Annotated in this window: 21 protein-coding genes and 1 pseudogene; 9 read left to right on the top strand and 13 right to left on the bottom strand. The window is 69.9% G+C overall.

Annotated elements, in window-relative coordinates; all coding sequences use genetic code 11:
• Positions 1-35: 35 nt before the first annotated feature.
• The 6 genes from gyrB to dnaA form a co-directional block, all read right to left on the bottom strand.
• A complete protein-coding gene (gyrB, locus tag ACFYZR_RS08145) occupies positions 36-2,081 on the bottom strand; it encodes a DNA topoisomerase (ATP-hydrolyzing) subunit B (RefSeq protein WP_391906730.1) in 2,046 nt (681 codons plus the stop codon).
• A 383-nt stretch (positions 2,082-2,464) separates the two neighbouring features.
• Entirely contained in the window at positions 2,465-3,019 is a 555-nt protein-coding gene (locus ACFYZR_RS08140; protein WP_391906727.1) for a DUF721 domain-containing protein, read from the bottom strand.
• Positions 3,016-4,140, bottom strand: coding sequence for a DNA replication/repair protein RecF (recF, locus tag ACFYZR_RS08135; RefSeq protein ID WP_391906725.1), 1,125 nt, complete (start codon positions 4,138-4,140; stop codon positions 3,016-3,018). The genes ACFYZR_RS08140 and recF overlap by 4 nt, the downstream gene beginning before the upstream one ends.
• A gap of 43 nt (positions 4,141-4,183) precedes the next feature.
• Positions 4,184-5,062, bottom strand: coding sequence for a phosphogluconate dehydrogenase (NAD(+)-dependent, decarboxylating) (gene gnd / locus ACFYZR_RS08130; RefSeq protein ID WP_391906722.1), 879 nt, complete (start codon positions 5,060-5,062; stop codon positions 4,184-4,186).
• Positions 5,063-5,264: 202 nt separating this feature from the next.
• Positions 5,265-6,395, bottom strand: a complete 1,131-nt coding sequence (gene dnaN, locus ACFYZR_RS08125) for a DNA polymerase III subunit beta (protein WP_391906719.1) — start codon at positions 6,393-6,395, stop codon at positions 5,265-5,267.
• Positions 6,396-7,310: 915 nt separating this feature from the next.
• Complete coding sequence (gene dnaA, locus ACFYZR_RS08120) at positions 7,311-9,119, bottom strand: chromosomal replication initiator protein DnaA (RefSeq protein WP_391906716.1); 1,809 nt, start codon at positions 9,117-9,119, stop codon at positions 7,311-7,313.
• A 420-nt stretch (positions 9,120-9,539) separates the two neighbouring features.
• On the opposite strand from dnaA, the gene rpmH reads away from it, so the two are divergent.
• The 9 genes and pseudogenes from rpmH to ACFYZR_RS08075 all read left to right on the top strand — a co-directional run bounded on the left by rpmH (position 9,540) and on the right by ACFYZR_RS08075 (position 16,375).
• Complete coding sequence (gene rpmH, locus ACFYZR_RS08115; protein ID WP_003949374.1) at positions 9,540-9,677, top strand: 50S ribosomal protein L34; 138 nt, start codon at positions 9,540-9,542, stop codon at positions 9,675-9,677.
• 24 nt (positions 9,678-9,701) lie between these two features.
• Positions 9,702-10,070: pseudogene (rnpA, locus tag ACFYZR_RS08110) on the top strand (ribonuclease P protein component); the annotation flags it as partial.
• A gap of 56 nt (positions 10,071-10,126) precedes the next feature.
• Entirely contained in the window at positions 10,127-10,444 is a 318-nt protein-coding gene (gene yidD / locus ACFYZR_RS08105; protein WP_391906713.1) for a membrane protein insertion efficiency factor YidD, read from the top strand.
• A 3-nt stretch (positions 10,445-10,447) separates the two neighbouring features.
• The gene (yidC, locus tag ACFYZR_RS08100) at positions 10,448-11,548 is read left to right on the top strand and encodes a membrane protein insertase YidC (protein ID WP_391906710.1); all 1,101 of its coding nucleotides are present in this window, start codon (positions 10,448-10,450) and stop codon (positions 11,546-11,548) included.
• A gap of 14 nt (positions 11,549-11,562) precedes the next feature.
• Positions 11,563-12,072, top strand: a complete 510-nt coding sequence (locus ACFYZR_RS08095) for a R3H domain-containing nucleic acid-binding protein (RefSeq protein ID WP_311614590.1) — start codon at positions 11,563-11,565, stop codon at positions 12,070-12,072.
• Between the two features lie 185 nt (positions 12,073-12,257).
• Positions 12,258-12,971 carry a 16S rRNA (guanine(527)-N(7))-methyltransferase RsmG gene (rsmG, locus tag ACFYZR_RS08090; protein ID WP_391906706.1) on the top strand — a complete coding sequence of 238 codons (714 nt, stop codon included), beginning with the start codon at positions 12,258-12,260 and terminating at the stop codon, positions 12,969-12,971.
• Positions 12,972-13,207: 236 nt separating this feature from the next.
• A complete protein-coding gene (locus tag ACFYZR_RS08085; RefSeq protein WP_391906703.1) occupies positions 13,208-14,260 on the top strand; it encodes a ParA family protein in 1,053 nt (350 codons plus the stop codon).
• Positions 14,257-15,414, top strand: coding sequence for a ParB/RepB/Spo0J family partition protein (locus ACFYZR_RS08080; RefSeq protein ID WP_391906700.1), 1,158 nt, complete (start codon positions 14,257-14,259; stop codon positions 15,412-15,414). Before ACFYZR_RS08085 ends, ACFYZR_RS08080 begins: the two co-directional genes overlap by 4 nt.
• Positions 15,415-15,757: 343 nt before the next feature.
• A complete protein-coding gene (locus tag ACFYZR_RS08075) occupies positions 15,758-16,375 on the top strand; it encodes a GNAT family N-acetyltransferase (RefSeq protein ID WP_391906697.1) in 618 nt (205 codons plus the stop codon).
• 53 nt (positions 16,376-16,428) lie between these two features.
• On the opposite strand, the gene trxA is transcribed toward ACFYZR_RS08075, so the two are convergent.
• The 7 genes from trxA to ACFYZR_RS08040 form a co-directional block, all read right to left on the bottom strand.
• Entirely contained in the window at positions 16,429-16,755 is a 327-nt protein-coding gene (gene trxA, locus ACFYZR_RS08070; RefSeq protein ID WP_391906694.1) for a thioredoxin, read from the bottom strand.
• 53 nt (positions 16,756-16,808) lie between these two features.
• Complete coding sequence (gene trxB, locus ACFYZR_RS08065) at positions 16,809-17,783, bottom strand: thioredoxin-disulfide reductase (protein ID WP_391906691.1); 975 nt, start codon at positions 17,781-17,783, stop codon at positions 16,809-16,811.
• 114 nt (positions 17,784-17,897) lie between these two features.
• On the bottom strand, positions 17,898-18,836 hold the full coding sequence (locus ACFYZR_RS08060) for a hypothetical protein (RefSeq protein WP_391906689.1): 939 nt from the start codon (positions 18,834-18,836) through the stop codon (positions 17,898-17,900).
• Positions 18,833-19,522: an RNA polymerase sigma factor SigM gene (sigM, locus tag ACFYZR_RS08055; RefSeq protein WP_391906686.1), complete on the bottom strand. Its 690-nt coding sequence runs from the start codon at positions 19,520-19,522 to the stop codon at positions 18,833-18,835. The genes ACFYZR_RS08060 and sigM overlap by 4 nt, the downstream gene beginning before the upstream one ends.
• A 36-nt stretch (positions 19,523-19,558) precedes the next feature.
• Positions 19,559-21,241: a protein kinase family protein gene (locus ACFYZR_RS08050; RefSeq protein WP_391906683.1), complete on the bottom strand. Its 1,683-nt coding sequence runs from the start codon at positions 21,239-21,241 to the stop codon at positions 19,559-19,561.
• Between the two features lie 109 nt (positions 21,242-21,350).
• The gene (gene murJ, locus ACFYZR_RS08045) at positions 21,351-23,510 is read right to left on the bottom strand and encodes a murein biosynthesis integral membrane protein MurJ (RefSeq protein WP_391906680.1); all 2,160 of its coding nucleotides are present in this window, start codon (positions 23,508-23,510) and stop codon (positions 21,351-21,353) included.
• A gap of 45 nt (positions 23,511-23,555) precedes the next feature.
• Positions 23,556-25,898: a DUF6049 family protein gene (locus tag ACFYZR_RS08040; RefSeq protein ID WP_391906678.1), complete on the bottom strand. Its 2,343-nt coding sequence runs from the start codon at positions 25,896-25,898 to the stop codon at positions 23,556-23,558.
• Positions 25,899-26,009: the final 111 nt, after the last annotated feature.

Here is a 26,009-nt window from a genome sequence, read left to right as displayed (position 1 = left end):
TTTCGCGCTGCGGCTGTTTCGGTCGGCCGACAGGCTCAGATGTCGAGGAAGCGGACGTCCTTGGCGTTGCGCTGGATGAAGGAGCGCCGTGCCTCGACGTCCTCACCCATGAGCACCGAGAACAGGTCGTCCGCCTGCGCGGCGTCGTCCAGCGTGACCTGGCCGAGCACACGGTGGTCGACGTCCATGGTGGTGACGCGCAGCTCCTCGGCGTTCATCTCGCCGAGACCCTTGAAGCGCTGGACCGAGTCGTCCTTGATCCGCTTGCCGTTCTCCCGGCCCAGCTGGATCAGGGCGTCGCGCTCGCGGTCGGAGTAGGCGTACTCGAAGTCGTCCTTGCCCCACTTGATCTTGTAGAGCGGCGGACGGGAGAGGTAGACGTGCCCGGCCTCGACCAGCGGACGCATAAAGCGGAAGAGGAAGGTGAGCAGCAGGGTGTTGATGTGCTGACCGTCGACGTCGGCGTCCGCCATCAGGATGATCTTGTGATAGCGGAGCTTGGAGATGTCGAAGTCCTCGTGCACACCGGTGCCGAAGGCGGAGATCAGCGCCTGGATCTCGGTGTTCTGGAGGATCTTGTCGATCCGGGCCTTCTCGACGTTGAGGATCTTGCCTCGGATCGGGAGGATCGCCTGGTACTGCGGGTTGCGGCCGGACTTGGCCGAGCCGCCGGCGGAGTCACCCTCGACGATGAAGATCTCGCACTTGGCCGGCTCATTCGACTGGCAGTCGGACAGCTTGCCCGGCAGCGACGCCGTCTCCAGCAGGCCCTTGCGGCGGGTGAGGTCGCGCGCCTTGCGGGCCGCCACCCGGGCGGTGGCCGCCTGGATGGACTTGCGGATGATGTCCGAGGCCTCGTTGGGGTTGCGGTCCAGCCAGTCCGTGAGCTGCTCGTGGACGACCTTCTGGACGAAGGTCTTGGCCTCGGTGTTGCCCAGCTTGGTCTTGGTCTGGCCCTCGAACTGCGGCTCGCCGAGCTTGACGGAGATGATCGCCGTCAGGCCCTCGCGGATGTCGTCGCCCGTGAGGTTGTCGTCCTTCTCGCGGAGCAGCTTCTTGTCACGCGCGTAGCGGTTGATCAGACCGGTGAGCGCCGCGCGGAAGCCCTCCTCGTGGGTGCCGCCCTCGTGGGTGTGGATGGTGTTGGCGAAGCTGTAGACACCCTCGCTGTACTGGGTGTTCCACTGCATCGACACCTCGAGGGAGAGCATCCGCTCCTTGTCCTCGGCCTCGAAGGCGATCACCGAGGGGTGCACGACCTCGCCCTTGCGGGAGTTGAGGTAGCGGACGAAGTCGGAGATGCCGCCCTCGTAGTGGTAGCGGACGGAGAGGGGCTTGCCCTCCTCGTCCACGTGGGCCGGGCGCTCGTCGGTCAGCGAGATGGTCAGGCCCTTGTTGAGGAAGGCCATCTCCTGGAAGCGCCGCGAGAGCGTCTCGAAGGAGTACTCGGTGGTCTCGAAGATGTCGCCGTCGGCCCAGAAGGTGACGGAGGTGCCGGTCTCGTCCGTCGCCTCGTTCTTCTGCAGCGGGGCGGTCGGGACGCCGAGCTTGTAGTCCTGGGTCCAGTGGAAGCCGTCGGTCTTGACCTCGACCGCGACGCGCGTGGACAGTGCGTTGACCACGGAGACGCCGACGCCGTGCAGACCGCCGGAGACGGCGTAGCCGCCGCCGCCGAACTTGCCGCCCGCGTGGAGCACGGTCAGGACGACCTCGACGGCGGGCTTGCCCTCGGAGGGCACGATGCCGACCGGGATGCCACGGCCGTTGTCGACGACGCGGACGCCGCCGTCGGACAGGATCGTCACGTCGATGGTGTCCGCGTGACCGGCGAGGGCCTCGTCGACGGAGTTGTCGACGACCTCGTAGACGAGGTGGTGGAGACCGCGCTCGCCGGTGGAACCGATGTACATGCCGGGCCGCTTGCGGACCGCGTCCAGGCCCTCCAGCACGGTGATCGCACTGGCGTCGTACGACGTCTCACCGCCGGGGGCGCCGGACCCGGCGCCCACAGCCTCGGAGGGGGTGGTGTTCTCGTTGGGGTTGCCGGAATCGGCCACGAAGCGCCCTTTCTGGCACAGCACAGGCCATCCCCTACCGCGGCGGGGATCCCCGGGGGCAGGCAGGAGCGGCTGCGTCGTTCAGTGTTGGTCGACGACTCCCGCGATCCGGCGGGATTACTACCAGTGTACCGGTGGCGCTGACATGAATGGGGGTTTGCCGGTGCCTGAGTCCTCTTGTGGCGCCCTGAACCGGCATCAGCCGACTCCCCATATTCGGCCCCGGCCTCCAAGAGGCTCACAGGGGCACTCAGCGCTTCGGGCTGTCAACCACCCGCTACCGTGCGCGGAGTATCCACCGGCCCCGGGCGTCACTCTGCGCATCAACCGTCGCCGGCCCGGCCTCCGCACGGCCGTCCCCGGGGCTTCGGACCTGGGACAACCTTTGACCAACCATGACCGGTGGATCATCCATAGGTGTCGCCGGGGCCGGTGCTCCCGGGGGCGCGCAGCGGCCCGTACCGGCGCCCGGGACCGCCCGGCCCCAGCACCTTGATCGACTTCACCGTGCCCTGGCCCAGGTCGTCGTTGAGCCGGGCCACCAGCGTGGGCGCCAGCATCCGCAGCTGGGTCGCCCAGGCCGTCGAGTCGCACTGCACCGTGAGCACCCGTGCGTCCTCGTCGTACTTCTGCGGCTCGCAGTGCAGCGCCAGCTGGTCCCCCACGATCTGCGGCCAGCGGCCCATCACCCCGCCGACCGCCGCGGGCGTCTCCCAGCCCCGCTCGGTGATCAGCCGGTTGATCGCGGCACCCAGGGGCAGCGGATCGCGGCCGTCGGCGCGCGCCCCGGAGCGCAGTCCCCCGCGGCGGGCCTGCTTCTTCTGCTGCGCCGCCGCGCCCCGCGCCCGGGCCTGCTCCTTGGCGGCCCGCAGCGCCACGCGCGCCAGGTCCACGCCGGAGGGCTCCGGGGTCTTCCCCTTGTCCCCCGGACCGTGGTCCCGATGGCCGGCCGGCGTGCTCATACGCGCTCGACCCTGCCCCGCTCGACCGCGTAACGGGCTCCGGTGAGGACACCGGGCACGTCGTCGTCCACGGCCGCCGTCACCAGGACCTGCTCGCCCGGAGCGACCAGCTCCGCCAGCCGTTCCCGCCGTCTGGCGTCCAGCTCGGCGAAGACGTCGTCGAGCACCAGCACCGGTTCGTCGCCCTCCGAGCGCAGCAGCTCGTACGAGGCCAGGCGCAGCGCCAGCGCGTACGACCAGGACTCGCCGTGGCTCGCGTACCCCTTGGCGGGCAGCTCGCCCAGGCGCAGCAGCAGCTCGTCGCGGTGCGGGCCGACGAGCGTCACACCGCGCTCGATCTCCTGCTTGCGGGCCTCGGCGAGGGCGGCGAGCAGCGCCTCGTAGAGCTCCTCGCGGGTGTGGGCGCCCTCGATGCCGGCCGGGCCGCGGTAGTCGAAGGAGATGGGGCCGCCGCCGGGCGCCAGCTGCTCGTAGGCCTTGTCGGCCAGTGGACGCAGGGTGGCTATCAGATCGAGCCGCCGGGCGAGCAGCTCCGCGCCGGCGCGGGCCAGGTGCTGGTCCCAGATGTCCAGGGTGGACAGGTCCATCTGGCGGCCGCCGTGGCGGCGGGCCATCGCGGCGGACTTCAGCAGGGTGTTGCGCTGTTTGAGGACGCGCTCGTAGTCGGAGCGGACTCCCGCCATCCGGGGGGAGCGCGCGGTGATCAGCTCGTCGAGGAACCGGCGGCGCTCGCCGGGGTCGCCCTTGACGAGGGCCAGGTCCTCGGGGGCGAACAGCACGGTGCGCACGATGCCGAGCACATCGCGCGGTCTGACCTGGGAGGAGCGATTGATCCGGGCCCGGTTGGCCCTGCCCGGGTTGAGCTCCAGCTCGACGAGCTGCTGCCGCTCGCCCTGGGTGACGGCGGCGCGGACGATCGCCCGGTCGGCGCCCATCCGCACCAGCGGCGCGTCCGAGGAGACCCGGTGGCTGCCGAGGGTGGCCAGATAGCCGACGGCCTCGACGAGATTGGTCTTGCCCTGGCCGTTGGGGCCCACGAAGGCCGTGACGCCCGGGTCGAGCGGGACCTCGGCCCGGGCGTACGAGCGGAAGTCGGCCAGCGACAGATGCGAGACGTGCATGGTTGCGTGCCGACCTCCCCCGGCTGCTGGGTGTTGCTTCGGACTACTTCTTGGTCTCGACCGCGTGGCCACCGAACTGGTTGCGCAGCGCGGCGATCATCTTCATCTGCGGGGAGTCCTCCTGGCGCGAGGCGAAGCGCGCGAAGAGCGAGGCCGTGATCGCGGGCAGCGGCACGGCGTTGTCGATGGCGGCCTCGACCGTCCAGCGGCCCTCGCCGGAGTCGGCCGCGTAGCCGCGCAGCTTGTCGAGGTGCTCGTCCTGGTCGAGGGCGTTGACGGCCAGGTCCAGCAGCCAGGAGCGGATGACCGTGCCCTCCTGCCAGCTGCGGAAGACCTCGCGCACGTCGGTGACGGAGTCGACCTTCTCCAGGAGCTCCCAGCCCTCGGCGTAGGCCTGCATCATCGCGTACTCGATGCCGTTGTGGACCATCTTGGCGAAGTGGCCGGCGCCGACCTTGCCCGCGTGGACCGAGCCGAAGTCGCCCTCGGGCTTGAGCGCGTCGAAGACCGGCTGGACCTTCGCGACGTTCTCGGCGGAGCCGCCGTACATCAGCGCGTAGCCGTTCTCCAGGCCCCAGACACCGCCGGAGACGCCGCAGTCGACGAAGCCGATGCCCTTGGCCGCCAGCTCCTCGGCGTGCTTCTCGTCGTCGGTCCAGCGGGAGTTGCCGCCGTCGACGACGACGTCGCCGGGGGAGAGCAGCTCGGCCAGCTCGTCGATCGTCGACTGGGTCGCGGCACCGGCCGGGACCATGACCCACACGACACGCGGGCCCTGGAGGGAATCCACAAGCTCCTTCAGGCTGTGGACATCCGCCAGGTCCGGGTTGCGGTCGTATCCGATGACGGTGTGGCCTGCGCGGCGGATGCGCTCGCGCATATTGCCGCCCATCTTGCCGAGACCGACGAGACCGAGCTCCATGGGTGATCCTCTTTGCCGTAGTCGTGCGGGTCGTACCAGGGGTACGTGCTTCGAGCCTACGCCTGGGGATGAACGCACACCTGTGGGGTCAGGACGCTCAAACGGGTCGGGTCGCGCCCCGAAAGGGGCGCGGGGAACTGCGCGACCAGCCACGACGAGCCCGCAGCCGAAATGTCCGGCTGCGAGCCCTTCGGCGGCGTCCTCAGCCGGACAGGCGAACCGGCATGATCAGGTACTTGTAGGCCTCGTCCGCCTCCGCGTCCATGGCCGGCTTGCCGCTGAGCAGGGCCGGCTTGGTGGACGTGGTGAAGGACAGCTGGGCGACCGGCGAGTCGATCGCCGAGAGACCCTCGAGCAGGAAGCCCGGGTTGAAGGCGATCGAGATGTCGTCGCCGTCGAGCTGGGCGTCGACCCTTTCCACAGCCTGTGCGTCGTCGCTGGAACCGGCCTCCAGGATGAGCACGCCCTGCTCGAAGCTGAGCCGCACCGGGGTGTTCCGCTCGGCGACCAGGGCCACACGCTTGACGGCCTCGACGAACGGCGCGGTCTCGATCACGGCGACCGAGTTGAACTCGGTCGGGAAGAGCGTGCGGTACTTCGGCAGGTCGCCCTCGAGCAGACGGGTGGTCGTACGGCGGCCGGCGCCCTCGAAGCCGATCAGGCCCTCACCGGCGCCGGAGCCGGACAGCGCGATCGAGACCGTGTCGCCGCCGCTGAGGGACTTGGCGGTGTCCAGCAGGGTCTTGGCGGGCACCAGGGCGACGGCGGAGATGTCCGGGGTCTCCGGCTTCCACATGAACTCGCGGACCGCGAAGCGGTAGCGGTCGGTGGAGGCGAGGGTGACGGTGTCGCCCTCGATCTCGACGCGCACACCCGTGAGCACCGGCAGCGTGTCGTCGCGGCCGGCGGCGATGGCGACCTGGGCGGCGGCGGAGGCGAAGACCTCGGCCGGGACCGTGCCCGTGGCGGTCGGCATCTGCGGCAGCGCCGGGTATTCCTCCACAGGCAGGGTGTGGAGTGTGAATCGCGAGGAGCCGCAGACCACGGTCACGCGCACACCGTCGGTGGAGATTTCCACAGGCCTGTTGGGAAGTGCGCGGCAGATGTCGGCGAGCAGCCGGCCGGAGACGAGGACGGTGCCGTCCTCCTCCACATCCGCCTCGACCGAGACGCGGGCGGAGACCTCGTAGTCGAAGCCGGAGAGGCTCAGGGAGCCGTCCTCCGCCTTCAGCAGCAGGCCCGCGAGGACCGGTACCGGCGGACGGGCCGGGAGGCTGCGGGCCGCCCAGGCCACTGCCTCCGCGAGTACATCGCGCTCCACCCGGATCTTCACCGGAACCGCCTCCTGCTTGTTGCTGGCTCGCCCTGCTGGCTTCTTCGTCGGCTGAGTGCCGGGGACCAGTCTGACGCACGCCGCTGACAGTCGGCGCTGCCGGCGGTCAAATCGAGCTCCGTGGCGCGAGGCGCGGTCATCCACAGCACCCACTTCGAAACGAGTTCTCCGCTTGAACTCTGTGGTCGTAGTAGTAGGGGCTGTGGAAACCGTGGAAAACTTCCTTTGCCCAGGTCAGGGCCGATTTTTTATCCACCGGGGCTGTGGGTGGGGGCCGTGGAAAACCGGGGTGGTCTGTGGAACGCGGAAAGTTCTGCACACCCAGTGCACAGGCGGGGCGCACTTCTCCCCAGGCCTGTCCCCAGCTTTACCCACGTTGCCCACAGCCCAACCCGGCACCCTGGTGTGACGCCTTTCACTCGGTGCGGTGAGATCGGGCGTTTCGTTGCCGAACAGTGGACAGCGGTGTGGAAAGGCTGTGTATAACACCGGTTCTCCTGTGGGCGGCCGGTGGACAACTTCGAGGGCGGTTGTGGGTGCGGCGGCTGTCCACAGGCTGTGGAACAAGGTTTGCCACAAATCCACACGCGGCTGACCTCGCCTGATGGCATATCAACAGCCCGGTCTGTGGACACCCTATGGATAACTTCGCGGTCCCCAGGGTGTGGACGGTGGACAGAGCCCGAATCTGTGGAGAACCGGCAGGTCAGAGGCAAGATTCGAACAGGCTGGGGACGGCGGGCGCGGCGCCGGGGGTGGTGCCGGGGCGATGTCGGGGCGTTGCGCGCGGCACCGGGGACGGCTCCGGCGGTCCCCAGGACGCCTCCGGCGGTCCCCGGGACGGCCCCTGAAACGCCGAAAGGGCGCTCCGGGAAGCGTCCCGGAGCGCCCTGGGACAGCCCTCGGCGGGCCGTCTCAGCCGTTCTTGATGCGGTTCGTCAGCTCGGTCACCTGGTTGTAGATGGAGCGCCGCTCGGCCATCAACGCGCGGATCTTGCGGTCCGCGTGCATCACGGTCGTGTGGTCACGGCCGCCGAACTGTGCGCCGATCTTCGGCAGCGAGAGGTCCGTGAGCTCCCGGCACAGGTACATCGCGATCTGCCGGGCCGTCACCAGCACCCGGCTGCGCGAGGCCCCGCACAGGTCCTCCACGGTGTGCCCGAAGTAGTCGGCGGTCGCCGCCATGATGGCCGTCGCGGTGATCTCCGGCGAGGCGTCCTCGCCCCCCGGGATCAGGTCCTTGAGGACGATCTCGGTCAGGCCCAGGTCCACCGGCTGCCGGTTCAGGCTGGCGAAGGCCGTCACCCGGATCAGCGCGCCCTCCAGCTCACGGATGTTCCGCGAGATCCGGGACGCGATGAACTCCAGCACCTCCGGCGGGGCGTTCAGCTGCTCCTGGACCGCCTTCTTGCGGAGGATCGCGATGCGCGTCTCCAGCTCCGGCGGCTGGACGTCCGTGATCAGGCCCCACTCGAAGCGGTTGCGCAGCCGGTCCTCCAGGGTCACCAGCTGCTTGGGCGGCCGGTCCGAGGACAGCACGATCTGCTTGTTCGCGTTGTGGAGCGTGTTGAACGTGTGGAAGAACTCCTCCTGCGTCGACTCCTTGCTCGCGAGGAACTGGATGTCGTCGACCAGCAGGATGTCCATGTCGCGATAGCGCTTGCGGAACGCGTCCGCCTTGCCGTCGCGGATGGAGTTGATGAACTCGTTGGTGAACTCCTCGGAGCTCACGTAGCGCACCCGCGTGCCCGGGTAGAGGCTGCGCGCGTAGTGCCCGATGGCATGCAGCAGGTGGGTCTTGCCGAGCCCCGACTCCCCGTAGATGAACAGGGGGTTGTACGCCTTGGCCGGCGCCTCGGCCACCGCCACCGCGGCCGCGTGGGCGAAGCGGTTGGACGCGCCGATGACGAACGTGTCGAAGAGGTACTTCGGGTTCAGCCGCGCCGTCGGCTCGGCCGCTCCCGTACCCGCCGACGAGGACGAGGACGACGAGCCGGATCCGGAGGGCGTCGGGGCCGCCGACGGCGCCGGCCGGTCGGCGGGACGGCCGACGGGGCCCGTGTCGGGCAGCTCACGGCGCTGCGGCTCGTACGGCGGGCGCTCGGGGCGCTCCGGGGAGCGGTACTCGGGCTGCTGCTCGTACTGCGAGGCGTAGGGGTCCCGGTCACTCTCGGTGTACGAACCGAGCCGGGGCTGTTGCCAGCCGTAGTCGCCGCGGTCGCCGCCGGGGGGCCCGGACGGACCCGAGTGGCGCGGCCAGGCGCCCGGCGGCTCGCTGCGGGGCTGCTGGTAGTCCGGGTAGGCGGGGCGCACGGTCGGCAGGTCGTCGCCCGGACGGGCGCCGTAGCCGCCGTGGCCCTCATAGCCCTCGAACGTGTCACGGCCCTGGCCCGGGGCGTGCGGACGGGGGCGCTCGGGCTGCTGGGGGGCCTGGGCCGGGGGCTCGCCGGCGGAGTCGTCGACGGTGATCGCGATCCGGATGGGGCGGCCGCACTCACGGCTCAGGGTCTCGCTGACGATCGGGGCGAGCCGGCCCTCGAGGACGCCCTTGGCGAACTCGTTGGGCACCGCCAGCAGGGCGGTGTCGGCCACCAGCGCCAGCGGCTGGCAGCGCTTGATCCAGTGCTCGTCCTTGCTCTCCACGCCCTGACCACGCCCCTCACCGAGGAGCTGTTCGAGCACGCGCGGCCACACTGCGGCAAGATCGGCGGGCAGGTCAGCCACAGGGCACGCTCTCTCAGTCACGGGGGGCGCCCCGGAGTCCCACGAATGTGTGGTTCTCGGGACAGGCGGGAAGGATTCAGAGTTCAGCCACGGTAGTCAGGGCGAGGCGCGTGGTTCAAGTCGTTGTCCACAGGGTGTGTACAAATGTGCCATGAGGTGTCGCCTGGCGTCTTCCCGGCGCCGGAGAGGCTACGGTGGAGCCTGGGTGCGCTGCCGGTTTGACCGAATGGCGTAACCACGCGTACCGTGACCAGGTCGAGTTGTCGATGGCTGCTGCCGCCTGCCTCCGATGGGCAAAGATCACGGACTCCGAGTCCGGGATCATGAAGCGGTGCACTTGGGCGTATTGCGAGTCTCCTCGTGGGCGCACGGTGACAGCCAGGCGATGTCCCGCCATCAATTCATTTCTGGAGTCCCCGAGTGAGCAAGCGCACCTTCCAGCCGAACAACCGCCGCCGCGCGAAGACCCACGGCTTCCGCCTGCGCATGCGCACCCGTGCCGGCCGCGCGATCCTCGCGTCCCGCCGTGGCAAGGGTCGCGCTCGCCTGTCGGCCTGACCAGCCTGACGTCGAGGTTCTGACGTGCTGCCTTCCGAGTCTCGGCTGAGGCGGCGCGAGGACTTCGCGGCCGCGGTTCGCCGAGGACGCAGGGCAGGCCGCCCGCTCCTCGTCGTCCACCTACGCAGCGGTAACACGGACCCGCACGCGCCCGGGGGGGTCGCCCCCTCGGCGCGTGCGGGTTTCGTCGTGAGCAAGGCCGTGGGCGGCGCTGTCGTCCGCAATCTGGTCAAGCGGCGATTGCGTCATCTGATGCGGGACCGGCTGGATCGGCTGCCCGCCGGTAGCCTGGTGGTGGTGCGAGCCCTGCCGGGCGCGGGCGAGGCGGGTCACGATCAGCTGTCCCGTGATCTCGACGCCGCGCTGGAGCGGCTCCTGGGAGGGGCGCCGCGAAGCAATCCCCCGGGGGGTGACCCCCGGAGCCCCGGTCACCCGGGAGGGAGCGCACAGTGAAGTACCCGCTGCTCTTGTTGATCAAGATCTACCAGTGGACCATCAGCCCCCTGCTGGGCCCGGTCTGCAAGTACTACCCGTCTTGCTCGCACTACGGCTACACCGCGATCGACAGGCACGGTGCGGTCAAAGGAACAGTGCTGACGGCCTGGCGCATCCTGCGCTGTAACCCGTGGTCGCTCGGTGGCGTCGACCACGTCCCTCCCCGGAAGCGTCCGGTCTGGCACCAGCGGCTGAGGAGCCGACTGGGCGGGCACCCCGCCATGGGGCCCACCGCACAGCCCGAGACCCAGTCCAACGCCCAAGGAGCCTGATTCGTGGACACGATCCTCGGTCCCCTCTATTACGTTGTCTCCTGGATCATCGTCCAGTTCCACGCGTTCTACAGCTTGATCTTCGACAAGAACAGCGGCTGGGCGTGGGGTCTGTCGATCGTCTCGCTGGTGGTGCTGATCCGCATCTGCCTGATCCCGCTCTTTGTGAAGCAGATCAAGGCCACGCGGAACATGCAGGCGCTCCAGCCGAAGATGAAGGCGATCCAGGAGCGCTACAAGAGCGACAAGCAGCGCCAGTCCGAAGAGATGATGAAGCTCTACAAGGAGACGGGCACCAACCCGCTCTCGAGCTGTCTCCCGATCCTGGCCCAGTCGCCCTTCTTCATCTCGCTGTACCAGGTCCTGAACCACATCGCGCAGGGCAAGGTCGTCGGCGTCATCGACAAGCCGCTCCTGGAGAGCGCCCGGCAGGCACACATCTTCGGTGCCCCGCTGTCGGTGAAGTTCATGGACTCCGCGTCCAAGGTCGAGTCCCTGGGCGCCACCCTGACCGACGTCCGGGTCGTCACGGTCATCATGATCGTCCTGATGTCGCTGTCGCAGTTCTACACGCAGCGCCAGCTGATGACGAAGAACGTCGACCTCACGGTGAAGACGCCGTTCATGCAGCAGCAGAAGATGCTGATGTACGTCTTCCCGATCATGTTCGCCGTCTTCGGCATCAACTTCCCGGTCGGTGTCCTCGTCTACTGGCTGACCACCAACGTGTGGACCCTGGGTCAGCAGATGTTCGTCATCCGGCGCAACCCCACCCCCGGCAGCCTCGCCTTCCAGCAGCGCCAGGAGCGCCTGCGGGCCAAGGGCAAGCTGAAGGAGGACCCGGCGCAGGCCGAGGCGCGTGAGGTGGCCGAGGCCGCCCGTGCCGCCCGCCAGCAGCCGAAGCGCCAGACGAAGGCCAAGCGCCAGACCGGTGGCCCGGGTCATGCCGTCGCCGCCTCCTCCGGTAAGAAGACCTCGCTGGAGAAGCAGGACGAGGAATCCGGCGAGACCAAGGCCAAGCAGGCCGGCGGTACCGCCCGCGGCGCCAAGTCCGGACAGCGCAAGGGCGGCCCGCAGCGCCCCAAGCACCCGACCAAGAAGTGACGAAGGAGTCCCCCGTGACGGACACGGAGCGCCAGACCGCCGAGGGCACCGACACCCTGTCCCGCCTTGAGCAGGAGGGCGAGATCGCGGCCGACTACCTCGAGGGTCTGCTCGACATCGCCGACCTGGACGGCGACATCGACATGGACGTCGAGGCCGACCGCGCCTCGGTTTCGATCATCAGCGACTCCACCAGCCGTGACCTCCAGAAGCTGGTCGGCCGGGAGGGCGAGGTCCTGGAGGCCCTCCAGGAGCTCACCCGGCTCGCGGTGAACCGGGAGACCGGTGACCGCAGCCGGCTGATGCTCGACATCGCTGGCTTCCGGGCGCGCAAGCGCGAGGAGCTGGCCGGGCTGGGCGCCAAGGCCGCCCAGGAGGCCCTGAGCACCGGTCAGCCGGTCAAGCTGGACCCGATGACCCCCTTCGAGCGCAAGGTCGTCCACGACGCCGTTGCCGCCGCCGGCCTGCGCAGCGAGTCCGAGGGCGAGGAGCCCCAGCGTCGCGTGGTCGTTCTGCCCGCCTGACCTGTCCCACGTCCAGGTGTGTACGGCCCCGTCTGCTCGCAGACGGGGCCGATCCTTGTCAGCCTGATATTCAGACTCCGACTGATATTCAGACTCCGACATCCGGATGGCCGGTGTCCGGAGACCCACAGATCAACGTTTGCCAATCAACGTTCATTGACGTTTGTACGGAAGGACGGTTCCCCGTGGAAGAGGCAGCGGAGCTCCCCCCGGCGCCCGCGGCGGCGCGGGCTGTTTTCGGTGACCGCTTTCCGGAGGCCGTCCGCTACGCGGAGCTGCTCGCGGACGCGGGCGTCAAGCGCGGGCTGATCGGCCCCCGTGAGGTCCCGCGGCTGTGGGAGCGCCATCTGCTGAACTGCGCGGTGCTGGCCGAGGCCGTGCCGGACGGCGTCTCCGTGTGCGACGTCGGCTCGGGTGCCGGGCTGCCCGGTATCCCCCTGGCCCTGGTCCGGCCGGACCTCCAGATCACCCTGCTGGAGCCGCTGCTGCGCCGCACCACCTTCCTCCAGGAGGTCGTGGAGCTGCTGGGCCTGGACCATGTCACGGTGGTCCGCGGTCGCGCCGAGGAGATGCTCGGGAAGATCGACCCCGTGCATGTGGTCACCGCGCGGGCCGTGGCCCCGCTGGACCGGCTGGCGGGCTGGGGCGTGCCGCTGCTGCGGCCGTACGGCGAGATGCTGGCGCTCAAGGGCGACACGGCCGAGGAGGAGCTCAAGGCCGCCCGTGCCGCGCTGGGCAAGCTGGGGGTCGTCAGGACCTCGGTGCTCCAGGTCGGCGAGGGAGTGGTGGATCCGCTGTCGACGCTGGTGCGGGTCGAGGTCGGGGAGAGCCCCGGCGGAGTGCGGTTCGCCGCCAAGCGGGCGAAGGCGGCCAGGGCGAACCGGGCGCGTCGTCGCTGATGCTCCATACAAGCTGGCAAAACTACCCGTAGCGGAGTGTCGCGGCGCGGTGACGGTGTGTGCCATGCATCGTGTTTCACGTGAAACATCGCTCCCTGTTGCATGGAATCATCGGCCGCGGTCGCGCGGCCGCCGCGCCGCGTGACCGCCGAGCGGTCAAGGATGTGGAGTCGTCCACAGGTCCATGGGATTCATCCACAGGAGAACGGGCCTCGCTGGTTCACGGCACCGAAAGCATGGCAGGCTCTGTCCATCGCGAGCCTGATGTCGAGGAGAGTGAATCCTTGCGGTCCGACGCCAATATCGCGGGGCCGATGACCGACCCGGTCCCCGGTCCCCGCCCCTCCGACTCCGAATCGATGTCCGCTCCCGGCCCCCTGCCCATGGGTGAGCTTGTTTCACGGGAAACGCCGCCGCCTCCCATGCCGAGGCCGGAGCAGACCCGAGTGATGGTGGTGGCCAACCAGAAGGGCGGGGTCGGCAAGACCACGACCACCGTGAATCTGGCGGCCTCGCTGGCGCTCCATGGCAACCGGGTACTGGTCATCGACCTGGACCCGCAGGGGAACGCCTCGACCGCGCTGGGCATCGACCACCATGCCGATGTCCCGTCGATCTATGACGTCCTTGTGGACAACAAGCAGCTCTCCGAAGTGGTCCAGCCGGTCGTGGACGTGGAGGGCCTCTTCTGCGCCCCCGCCACGATCGACCTGGCCGGCGCCGAGATCGAGCTGGTCTCCCTGGTGGCCCGGGAGAGCCGGCTGGACCGGGCGATCAAGGCCTATGAGCAGCCGCTGGACTACATCCTCATCGACTGCCCGCCCTCGCTCGGCCTGCTGACGGTCAACGCCCTGGTCGCCGGCGCGGAGGTGCTGATCCCCATTCAGTGCGAGTACTACGCGCTGGAGGGCCTGGGGCAGCTGCTGCGCAATGTGGAGCTGGTCCGGGGGCATCTGAACCCCAAGCTCCATGTGTCGACGATCCTGCTGACGATGTACGACGGCCGCACCCGGCTCGCCTCCCAGGTGGCGGAGGAAGTGCGCAGCCACTTCGGGCATGAGGTGCTGCGCACCAGCATCCCCCGCTCGGTGCGTATCTCCGAGGCGCCCAGCTATGGGCAGACCGTTCTCACCTATGACCCGGGCTCCAGCGGCGCGCTGTCGTATCTGGAGGCCGCCCGGGAGATCGCGCTACGGGGGATCGGGGTGCGGTACGACGGCAGCAGGGCGCATACCGTGGGCCGTCAGCAACAGCAAGAGCAGCACAGCATGTCGGAGGGGCTTCAGTGAGTGAGCGACGTAGAGGACTGGGCCGGGGGCTCGGTGCGCTGATCCCGCCAGCGCCGAAGGGAGGGGAGCAGAGCGGACCGGCGGTCGGGACCGGTGTGACGTCCCCGACCGCGGTGCCGGTGCTGACGGCCGAGCGGGGGATCGCCGCGGCGAAGGTGGCCGCCCTTCCCCTGGAGGAGATCGGCACGGTCCGGGACTCCCTGCGCGACTCCGGCTCACCGGACTCCGTTTCACGTGAAACCGAGGGCGCCCTCGCGGCCGGTCCCAGTGGCGGGAGTGACGGCGGCCAGGTGGCCGGCGCCCACTTCGCCGAGCTCGCGCTGGACTCCATCACGCCCAACCCCCGGCAGCCCAGGGAGGTGTTCGACGAGGACGCCCTCGCCGAGCTGGTGACCTCCATCCGTGAGGTCGGTCTCCTCCAGCCCGTTGTGGTGCGGCAGCTGGGCCCGGAGCGCTATGAGCTCATCATGGGCGAGCGCCGCTGGCGGGCGTGCCGGGAGGCCGGGCTGGAGCGGATCCCCGCCATCGTCCGGGCCACCGACGACGAGAAGCTGCTGCTGGACGCGCTTCTGGAGAACCTCCACCGGGCTCAGCTGAACCCGCTGGAGGAGGCGGCGGCCTATGACCAGCTGCTCAAGGACTTCAGCTGTACGCATGACGAGCTGGCGGATCGCATCGGCCGCTCGCGCCCCCAGGTCTCCAATACGCTGCGGCTGCTGAAGCTGTCGCCGACCGTGCAGAAGCGGGTCGCCGCCGGTGTGCTCTCCGCCGGTCACGCCCGGGCCCTGCTCTCCGTCGAGGACTCGGAGGAGCAGGAGAAGCTCGCCTATCGCATTGTGGCCGAGGGGCTGTCGGTGCGTTCGGTGGAGGAGATCGTGACTCTGCTGAAGTCGCGGTCGAAGAAGCCGGCGAAGGGCAAGGGCCCCCGGGCCGGCGCTCGTGTCGCCCCGGCGCTGACCGATCTGGCCTCGCGGCTGTCGGACCGCTTCGAGACCAGGGTGAAGGTTGACCTCGGCCAGAAGAAGGGCAAGATCGTCGTCGAGTTCGCCTCGATGGACGACCTTGAGCGGATTCTGGGCACGCTCGCCCCCGGCGAGGGCCGGGTGCTGGAGCAGCGGCTCTCCACCGACGAGGAGCGGAACGCCGACGCGTAGTCCCCGGGGCGACGCCGGGCCCGTTGGATTCGCATAGCGCTCACCTAGAGGGCGGGTCGTGTTTCACGTGGAACTCTTTTGCGTGGAACACGACCCGCCCTTTGCCCTGTCGAGCTATCGGCTCAATCGACGTGCGGATACGATGCGTTGAGGTGTGGCACATCCACGTTGGACGCAGTTCACGGAGGGGCGGGGCCATGCGAACGGTGAGCCGGACCGGACTGATGGCAGCGGGCTTGAGCCTGGGAGCAGTCGGCGGATTCGTCGGCAGTCTTCTCCGGGAGCGGAGCGTCCTTGCCACCGCCCGGAGCGTGGCACGCGACGGAAGTGAGGAACTGACTGCATGGGGCGTCGGCTCGTACCGCTCACTCTGGACAACCTCCCGGACCTGCCCAAGCGCTGCCGCGCCTGTGTCTTCTGGGAGCTGGATCCCGTCAGTGGTGAAGCCGCGCTGAGAGCTGGGCACCCGGAGCTGGAGAAGGAAGCCTGGATCTCCGCCGTGCTGCTGGAGTGGGGATCCTGCGGCCGGTTGGTCTATGTCGATGAGATCCCGGTGGGCTTTGTTCTCTACGCTCCCCCCGCTTATGTCCCCCGCTCGACCGCCTTCCCCACCAGTCCGGTCGCCGCGGATGCCGTTCAGCTGATGACGGCATGGCTGATGCCCGCCTATCAGGGGCAGGGGCTGGGCCGGGTCATGGTGCAGACCGTCGCCAAGGACGTTCTCCGGAGGGGATTCAAGGCGATCGAGGCCTTCGGTGACGCCCGGTGGAGTGAGCCGGCGTGTGTCCTGCCCGCCGACCATCTGCTGGCGGTCGGCTTCAAGACCGTGCGCCCGCATCCCCGCTACCCCCGGCTGCGGCTGGAGCTTCGTTCGGCGCTCTCCTGGAAGGAAGACGTCGAGCTGGCCCTGGACCGGCTGCTCGGAGCCGTCCAGAAGGAACCCGCGCTACGACCGCTGTGAAAAAGCGGGGCGCGGTTTCACGTGAAACCGCGCCCCGCTTCTTCCGCCTTCGCTTACGCGTGGATGAAGTCCGTGAGCTCGCGCTCCAGAGCGGCCTTCGGCTTGGCGCCGACGATGGTCTGGACGACCTCGCCGCCCTTGTAGACATTGAGCGTCGGGATGGACATCACGCCGTACTTGGCGGCCGTGGTCGGGTTCTCGTCGATGTTCAGCTTGACGATCTCGATCTTCTCGCCGTACTCGGCGGCGATCGCCTCCAGGGCCGGGGCGATCTGGCGGCAGGGGCCGCACCACTCAGCCCAGAAGTCCACCAGGACGGGCTTGTCGCTCTTGATGACGTCCTCGTCGAAGGAAGCGTCGGTGACGGCCTTGAGAGCCATTGAGATGTCTCCTTGAGTCTTCTATGCGTGGGGGGGGGAGGAGGAGGTGAAGGTCAGACGGCGGCGGTCTGCTCGGGCTCGCGGACGTTCTCGCCGTCGGCGAGCGCGGCCAGGTAGCGCTCGGCGTCGAGGGCGGCGGAGCAGCCCGTACCCGCGGCGGTGATCGCCTGGCGGTAGGTGTGGTCGACGACGTCGCCGGCGCCGAAGACACCGGTGGCGCTGGTGCGGGTGGAGGGGGAGGCGACCTTGAGGTAGCCCTCGTCGTCCAGCTCCAGCTGGCCCTTGAACAGCTCGGTGCGCGGGTCGTGACCGATGGCGATGAACAGACCGGTCACCGGCAGCTCGGAGGTCTCACCGGTCTTGACGTTGCGCAGGGTGAGGCCGGAGAGCTTGTTGTCGCCGTGGATCTCGGCGACCTCGCTGTCCCAGACGAAGGAGATCTTCGGGTCGGCGAAGGCCCGCTCCTGCATCGCCTTGCTGGCGCGCAGGGCCTCACGGCGGTGGACCACGGTGACGGACTTGGCGAAGCGCGAGAGGAAGGTGGCCTCCTCCATCGCGGTGTCGCCGCCGCCGATCACGGCGATGTCCTGGTCCTTGAAGAAGAAGCCGTCACAGGTGGCGCACCAGGAGACACCCCGGCCGGAGAGCTCGTCCTCGCGCGGCAGACCGAGCTTGCGGTGCTGGGAGCCGGTGGTGACGATCACGGCCTTGGCGCGGTGGACGGTACCGGCGGAGTCCGTGACGGTCTTGATCTCGTCGCTGAGGTCGACGGCCACGACGTCGTCCGGGATGAGCTCGGCGCCGAAGCGCTCGGCCTGGGCCCGCATGTTGTCCATCAGATCGGGGCCCATGATCCCCTCGCGGAAGCCGGGGAAGTTCTCCACGTCGGTGGTGTTCATCAGCGCACCACCGGCGGTCACCGCGCCCTCGAAGACCAGCGGCTTCAGAGAGGCACGGGCGGTGTAGAGCGCGGCCGTATAGCCCGCGGGCCCGGAGCCGATGATGATCACGTTGCGGACGTCGCTCACGGGTGTCTTCCTTGTCTGCCGACAGCTGTCTGGAACCTTGCTGGGTCTCACCCCACCCAACGGATCCTACGGGGCCAGCATTCCCGGCAGGTACGACAGCGCGGGCGCGGCGGCTCAGCCACGCGGCAGGGTCTGGTTGATCAAGACCTTTCCGGGGGCGGGGGACGTGGCCGAGCCGCAGGCGGCGGAGACCATATACGCGTCGACAAGGGTGGTGTCGCCGGGATGCGGCAGGACGATCAGATAGGCGTCCTCGCCGTCGAAGGTGTCCTGGTGGGTGGCCAGCGCCTGCTCCGGGCGGCCGATGCCCTCCCTCACACATGCGGGGGCGGCCACGCCCGAGTCGCTCAGTGTCTTCTCAGGAGCGGTCCGCGGGGTCATGCCCTGGACCTCGGCGCTCTTCGAGGACCTCAGAAGGGCCTGGACCCGTGTCGTGAGATCACCGGTCGACCGGTCCGACGGGGAGACCCTGTCCGTCCGGGGACCGTCCGCATGGGTGTCACCGCCCCCACCGGACTGGAGGAGGAAGCTGCCCACCCCGATGACGGCGGCGGCACAGGCGGTGCCGAGCAGCGCCCTGGGCCAGCGCCGGGCACGCCGGGTACCCGGACCCGACGCGGGGTCGCGTCGCTTCGGGCCCGTCGTCGCGTGGGGGCGGCCCGCCGGGCGGTCGGCGGCTGTTTCACGTGAAACAGCGGCGCCGGCGAGTGCCGTGGACGCCATGGTGGGCTCTGCGGTCCCCGTTTCACGTGAAACACCGCTGCCCTGGGAGACGCCGGCACCCGTCTCGGGGGCGGTGGCGCTCAGCAGGGCCTCGGCCGCGAGCGCCGCGTCGATGCGCTCGGCGACATCCACCGGCATACGCGTGGGGCCCGGCAGGGTGCCGAGCAACCCCCGGATCTCGTCCAGGGAGATCCGTACGTCCTCGCACAGCGCGCAGTCCGCGAGATGCTGCCGGATGTCCATCGTTCGTGCGGGAGAGAGCACACCTTCGGTGAGTGCGGAGATCTCCGCGACCTCCGGGTGCCCGTCCGTGCCGGTACTCGAAGTCACGCTCGCCCACCTCCGCCCTTCACTGGATCTGTGTCGCTGTGCCCCGCCGGTGGTGGGACGGACGTCCCCTGCGACCGGTTCCTTTCCCTGTCGGCGGTGGGGCTACCCCTGCCATCCGGGCGCAGATGGGTGAGCATCGGCAGCAGCCGTGCCCGTCCCCGGGCACATCTGCTCTTCACCGTGCCGACGGGAACGTCCAGGACCCTGGCCGCCTCGGCGACCGGATAGCCCTGCATATCGACGAGTACCAGGGCCGCTCGTTGGTCCGGGGGCAGTTTGGCCAGGGCCCGGATCAGCTCGCGGTGGAGATCCCCGCGTTCGGCCGGCGCGGCGGCGGACTCATGGGGTTCGAGGAGCTGCTCCAGGCGCTCGGTCTCCGCGAGCGGGTCGGTGCGCCGTGAGGCGGCCTTGCGGGCCCGGTCCAGACAGGCGTTCACGGTGATGCGGTGCAGCCATGTGGTGACGGCCGACTGGCCACGGAAGGTGTGAGCCGCCCGGTAGGCGGAGACCAGCGCGTCCTGTACGGCGTCCGCGGCCTCTTCCCTGTCGCCGAGCGTCCGGAGCGCCACCGCCCAGAGCCGGTCGCGGTGGCGCCGCACTATCTCGCCGAAGGCGTCGGGATCGCCATCGATGTGCAGGGCCAGCAGCTCGGCGTCGCTCGCGCCGCCACATGTGACGTCGTCCACCGTCGAGCCCTCCCCCTTGAGCGGTCCGAACCGCCGTCAGCCGGTGAACTTCACCTCGTTGATGGCCTGCTTGTAGCCGGCGTTGCTGTAGGTCTTGCCGTCGTATCCCGAGTAGGGCACCGCTGTGATCCACAGCAGGACGTAACGGGCCTCCGGGGCCTCCTTGAAGGAGACATGGGCCGTCGCCCCGGAGGTCTTCGTCGCCGAGAGTTTCTTCATCGAGCTCAGCGGGCCCGACGGTGACAGCGAGTCGGCCGCGTAGAAGGACATGCTGGTGTGGTCGCCGTCGTAGCGCATCTTCACGGAGACGCTGCTGAGCTTCTGACTCGACCCGAGGTCGTAGACGATGCCGATGCCGGACTTGAAGGGGGCGAGCGTCGGGCCGTCCTTGAAGGAACGGGAACGCCAGAGAGAGCCCTCGTCGCCGTCGTAGGTGCTCCGTACGTCGCCCGCCTGGAGGCCACCGTCCGGGGCGTACTCCTTGGCGTCCACGATGCGGATCGGCTGGGGCGTCTTCTTGGGAAGGTCGTCCCCCGAGGACTGGGAGCGCGGCGTGTCCGACTCCCCGTCCTTGAGCAGTGTGTCCGCGAGCTGCCAGCTGCCGAGGCCCAGCGCGGCGATGAGCAGGGCCGAGACCGTCCACTTCAGGGCGCGGCCCGTGCGCCCGTCGAGCGGGGCCGGCGGAGGCACGGGCACGGGCTGGACCGGACCGCCGGTGCGCGACGCCGTGTGCGGGCGGGTGTAGGCCACCGGCGCGGTGTACGCCGACTCCGGGGGCCGGATGCGCGGCATCGCCGCGACGGCCTTGGCCAGCTCCTCCGGGGTGGTGCAGGGCTGTTCCTGCCGGGAGGCGGTGGCCCCGTCGTTGACGAGCGCGCGCATGGCCAGCTCGGAGAGGCCCCGGTGGACCCCGGCCCGGACCTGGTCGGGGGCGATCAGGCCGACGCCCTTGGGCAGCCCGGAGAGGCCGTGGGCGTTGGACTCATAGGGCCAGCGCTGGGTGAGGGCCGCGTACAGCAGGGCGCCGATGGCCTCGGTGTCCGTGCGCTGGGGGTGTTCGGAGGTGATCCCCCGCAGCGCCGCCATGACGGCGAGACCGCGGATGCGGTACTGGCCGGTCTCGGTGCGCAGCACGGAGCCGGGGTTGAGGCGCAGATGGGCCAGGCCCTCGCGGTGGGCGGCGGCCATGGCCTGGGAGACCTGGCTGACGAGCTGGTACGCCTCGTGCGGCTCGAGCGGACCGGAGGCGAGGACGGGCGTCAGCTCGGTCGCGTCGGGCAGCCACTCGTGGACCACATAGACCAGGTCGTTCTCCTCGACGGCGTCGAGGACCTGGACGAAGCGCGGGTCGCCGAGGAGCGCCGCGGAGCGGGCGGCGGCCAGGACGGGACGGGCGCGGGGATGGTCGGCGGGCAGGAGGTGGACGCCCACCGCGCGGCGCAGCTTCTCGTCGACGGCACGCCAGCTGCTGAATCCCTCCAGACGGGTGACGCACTCCTCCAGGCGGTACCTTCTGGCGAGCTTATGGCCGCTGTGCAGCTCGGGCGGTTGCGCGTCGCGCGCGGGGCTTTCGCTCTCCGCGCGCTGGGTGTCCTTGTGGGTGCCGACCTTCTTCGCGGTCTTCGCCCCGTCGGTCGTGGCCTGGTCCGCCTGGGCGGTCAGCGGCTGGTCGCCGTTGTTGTCAGCCACGTCGACGGCAGCCGTGCTCCGTTCCGCCACCGTCGCTCCTGCCTCCCCATCCGTTGGACGCTGTCCACAGCCAAGACAATTGTGCCCACAGTCCGGCGCTATGCACGACACACGGCGGCGGGCGATGGTTGTGCTCCGGTCAGCGACCGAGCCGGCCGCGAACCATACCGACCATGGCGGTCAGTTCCTCGATGCGCATCCGCTTCGCCGCGATGTAGAACACCGCGATCAGTACCAGTCCGCCACCGACCAGGGAGCCGAGCGAACCGGGAACTCCGTTGCCCAGAACCTGACCGATTCCGTATGCGGCGGCGCCACCGATCAGTGCCGCCGGGACACAGGCGCCGATGAGCCGGGCGTAGGTGCGGACGACGTGCGAGCCGTCGAGATCGCCGCCGAGCCGGGTGCGCAGGCGACGCCAGGCGACCCCGACGCCCACGGCGTAGCCCAGGCCGTAGGAGGCGGCCATGCCGGCGACGGCCCAGCGGGACGGCAGGAGCAGGAAGCTCAGACCGGAGGCCGCGGCGTTCACGGCGGCGACGATCACCGTGTTGTAGAAGGGGGTGCGGGTGTCCTCGTAGGCGTAGAAGCCGCGGAGGATGACGTACTGCGCGGAGTACGGGATGAGGCCGAGGCCGAAGGCCATGAGGATGTAGCCGATGTTGGTGGCGGCGGCGCTGCCGGATCCGCTGCCGAACATCAGGGTCGCCATGGGGACGCCCAGCGCCAGGAAGGCGAAGGCGCACGGCACGATCGCGACGGCGGACGTCCGCAGCCCGTGGGAGAGGTCGTCGCGGACCGCCGAGACGTCCCCGTCGTGGGCGGCACGGGAGATCCGGGGCAGCACGGCGGTCATCACCGAGACGGTGATGATGGCCTGCGGCATCTGCCAGAGCTGAAGGGCGTAGTTGTAGGCGGTGATACCGGTGCCCTCGTGGCCGGCCTTGGTGGCCAGGCTGCCGGCGCGGGTGGCGAGCTGGGTGACGACGACCAGGCCGAGCTGGTTGGCCAGCACGAAGAAGAACGTCCACTTCGCGAGCCCCGCGGCCTTGCCGAGACCCTGCCCGCGCCAGTCGAACCGGGGCCGGACCCGGAAGCCCGCGTCGCGGAGGTAGGGCAGCATGGCCAGCGCCTGGACGACGAGGCCCAGCAGGGTGCCGACGCCGAGCAGGCGGATGCCCTCGGGCGTGATGGTGGCGGAGGTCACGCCGCTCTGGGTGAAGGGACCGAAGGCCCAGATGAAGGAGCCGAAGGTCGCGATGATGATGATGTTGTTGAGGACCGGGGTCCACATCATCGCCCCGAAGCGGCCCCGGGCGTTGAGGATCTGGCCCAGGACGACGTGCACGCCCATGAAGAACATGGTCGGCAGGCAGTAGCGGGCGAACGCGACCGCCACGTCCATCCGGTGCGGGTCGGACGCGATGTCCGGCGACATCATCTGGATGAAGAGCGGGGCGCCCAGCACACAGACCGTGGTGACACCGGCCATCAGGACGACGACGAGGGTCAGCAGCCGGTTGGCGTAGGCCTCGCCACCGTCCTCGTCGTTCTTCATCGCGCGCACCAGCTGCGGGATGAAGACGGCGTTGAGAGCGCCGCCGCCGACCAGGATGTAGATCATCGTCGGCAGGGTGTTGGCGACCTGGTAGCCGTCGCTGAGGGTGCTGACGCCGATGGCGGCCGCCATGACGAGGTTCCTGGCGAAGCCCAGGAGGCGGGAGACGAGCGTGCCCGCGGCCATCAGCGCGCTGGACTTCAGCAGCCCGGACGCCTTGCCGCCGCCCTTGGCCGCCGGCTCGGCCGCGGCCGGTTCGGGCTCCGCCGCCGGCGGGACCGGAGGCTGCGGGGGCGGCACGGGGGAGCCGTACTGGCCGGGGGCCGGGATCGGCCGGCCGTCCGGGCGCGGGGGCTCGTACGGCTGCTGCTGATCGCGGTAGAGGTGCGCGAAGGCGTCCCGCTGCGGCTGCTCGCCGAAGCCGCCCACGCCGATGACCTGGGTCGCGTCCTGGTCCTCGTAAGGGCGGGCCGGCGCCGGGGGCTGCTGCGCCTGGGCCGGGGCCCACGGCTGGGTGTCGGGGCCGCGCGGCGGCACCGGAGGCTGCTGATAGCCGCCGGGCTGCGGCGCGGCGTACGGGTCCGACGCGTAGGCGTCCCGGAGGTACGGGTCCCGGGCGTACGGGCCCTGATGCGGCTGGTCCGCGGCGGCAGGGGCCGGGGCAGGCGGGGGCGGCGGGTACTGACCCCGCTGATCGCCCCCGGCGCCCTGACCGCGGTCACCGTCGTACGGCGCGCTCATCGCTACCCCACCTCATCGTCCGCGGCCTGCCGGCCCCATAAAACGTCAACGTTCCACTTTCTCACCTGAGCCGGACGGGTCACCGTTCCGCGCTCCGGTTTCGGCTGCCGGATCACCCGGCTGCTCCGGCTTGTCGTCACCGGGCCCACCACTGTCGCCCGAGTCTCCGCCGTCCGCCCCGTCGGGCCCGCCACCCGCGGCCTTACGGGCGGCGGCCCGCTTGCGCTGGAGGTAGATACGCAGTCCCGCGAGGACCAGGAGAAGGACCCCACCGGCGATGACGAGCAGAACCATAGGGGTGATGGAGGTGACATGCACAGTGAAGAAGATCGGCTCACCGTACGGCTGGCCGTCCTCGGCGTAGAGCCGGGCCGTCACCTTCACCGGGCCGTTGGCGTTGGCCCGCGTCTCGAACTTCACGGACTGCTGACGCCCGCCCCCGATCTCCACCGGCTGCGGCGCGTCGATCTTGAGGCGGTTGGGCTGGCTGGAGGTGAGGACGAGCTTGAGTCCCCGCACCCCCTGGAGCAGGCCGTTCTGGACGGTCACCGGGATGGTCGCGCTGCGCCCGGAGAGGGTGGCGTCGGACTTCGCGATCAGGTGGACCTGCCGGACGAGCTGGTCCAGATACGACTGCACCGCGTCCCGGAACGCCTCCGCGCCCTTCGGGTCGCCCCGCCACGAGGTGGACATCTCCCGCATGATCGCGCTGCCGAACGGGGTGACCACACGGTCCGGGGAGGTCAGGATGACCTTGAAACTGTCCAGGGAGCTCTGGGTCCGCTGGATCGCCTCGAACGCCTCGGTGGGCAGCTCCCGAGAGCGCAGCGAGTCCGGGTACGAGCCCGTGCCGGGGATGCGCTGGTTGGCCGCCGGGTCGGGCTGGGCCTTGGCCGCGTCGCCGAGGTCGGCCGACTGGGTCCAGCGACCGTCTGTCAGGCCCTTGAGCGCCGACGCCATCGCCTGGGCCTGGCTCGTCGTGGGCATGCGCTGCGGCGCGACCACGATGCTGCGCTCGTTCTCGGGAGCCTGCTTGTTCACCATGAGGCTCTGGGCGAGGAAGCGCTGGACGGCCAGCGAGGAGTCATTGGCCTTGATCATCTCGCCGTCGAAGGCGGTGGAGAGCCGGGCGTCCGCCACGATCGCCGTATTGCCGCCACCGATCTGCCGGGCCGCGGTGGGCGCGTACGAGGAGCCGCCGGGCTCCCGGACGCTGTCGCTGCGGGCGATCACATTGTGGGCGCCGGCCGAGGTGGCCACGTCCACGACGGAGGAGTCGACGGCGCCGTCGACGGGCCAGGCGAAGTCCGTGCGCGGCTTCACCCCGAGGATCGTCTCCACGGTCGTCGAGGCGAGCTCTGTGGCCGACTGGAGGTGGCTGAGCGCCCCGGGGACGTCCTTCCCCCGGTGGGCGAGCGAGGCGAGGTCGGGGTCACCGAACGGCAGCGCCACCACCTGGTGGTCCGCGACGGCCTGCTGGAGCTGGTTGAGCCACTGCTTGGCCACCGCCTGGCCCTTGCCGGGAGCGGGGTTCTGGTCGTCCGGCCCGCCGATCCGGTAGCTCTTCGTCATCGCCTCGACCGTGGCGAGCAGATCCGGGTCGATCACCCAGGTGACCGGCAGGCTCTTGCCCAGTGCCACGAGCTGCTGGAGCCGGCCCCCCGGCGCCAGCTCGGCGGCCAGGTCGTCATTGGGGAAGACCGGGGTCTGCTGCTGGTCGGAGACCGTACGGGCGGTGAGGTGGGTCGCGGAGACCAGCGGCCACAGGAAGGTCAGCCGGGTCTTCTTGCCGTCGGTCGCCGAGGGCTGCCAGGGCAGCAGCGTGCGCTGGATGCCCAGGACCTGCTCGGACTGCCCGCCGGACTGTCCGGAGAGGGTGACACCGAGCTGGTAGACGCCGTCCTTGCCGAGCTCCAGGTCCTTCACCGGAACGGACAGGGTGAAGTCACGGCTGACGCCCGGGGGCAGGCTGTCGACCTTCTGGGCGTGGTTGCCGCCCACCTCCGGGCCGTCGGAGCCCCCCGAGAAGGGCGCCCGGCCACCGATGTCGTCGATGTCGCTGCGCGTGGTGATCTGCGGGCCCACCCGGAGCGCCACATGGCCACCGGTGATCGTCGACTTCGTGTTGTTGGTGACCCGGCCCGAGACGGTGAGCGTGTCGTCCTGCTTGGGGGCGACGGGCGTCACGGTGTCGAGAGAGACGTCGACGGTCCGGGAGCTCGCCGAGCTCGCGGACTCGGCGCGTGCCGCCGGAGCCTGCGGCAGCTGCCCCAGCCCCACGACCAGCAGCACCCCGGCCAGCAGCAGCGCGGTGCGCCGGAACCACCGGCAGGCAGGAGCGGGCGATGTCCCCTCGAAGGCCCCTTGGACCTCTGCCGCCTCGGCCACGCGCTGCCCGTCCCTCGTCATCGTCGGTGGTCGTCGGATGGTGCGTCCACGAATGGTAACGAGGCCCGCTGTGACGAAGTGCTGCGGACCGCACTACAAGATCGCCGCGGG

It is taken from the genome of Streptomyces sp. NPDC001678, from assembly GCF_042892945.1.
Classification (GTDB): domain Bacteria; phylum Actinomycetota; class Actinomycetes; order Streptomycetales; family Streptomycetaceae; genus Streptomyces.
This window is presented reverse-complemented; position numbering and strand designations above follow the sequence as displayed.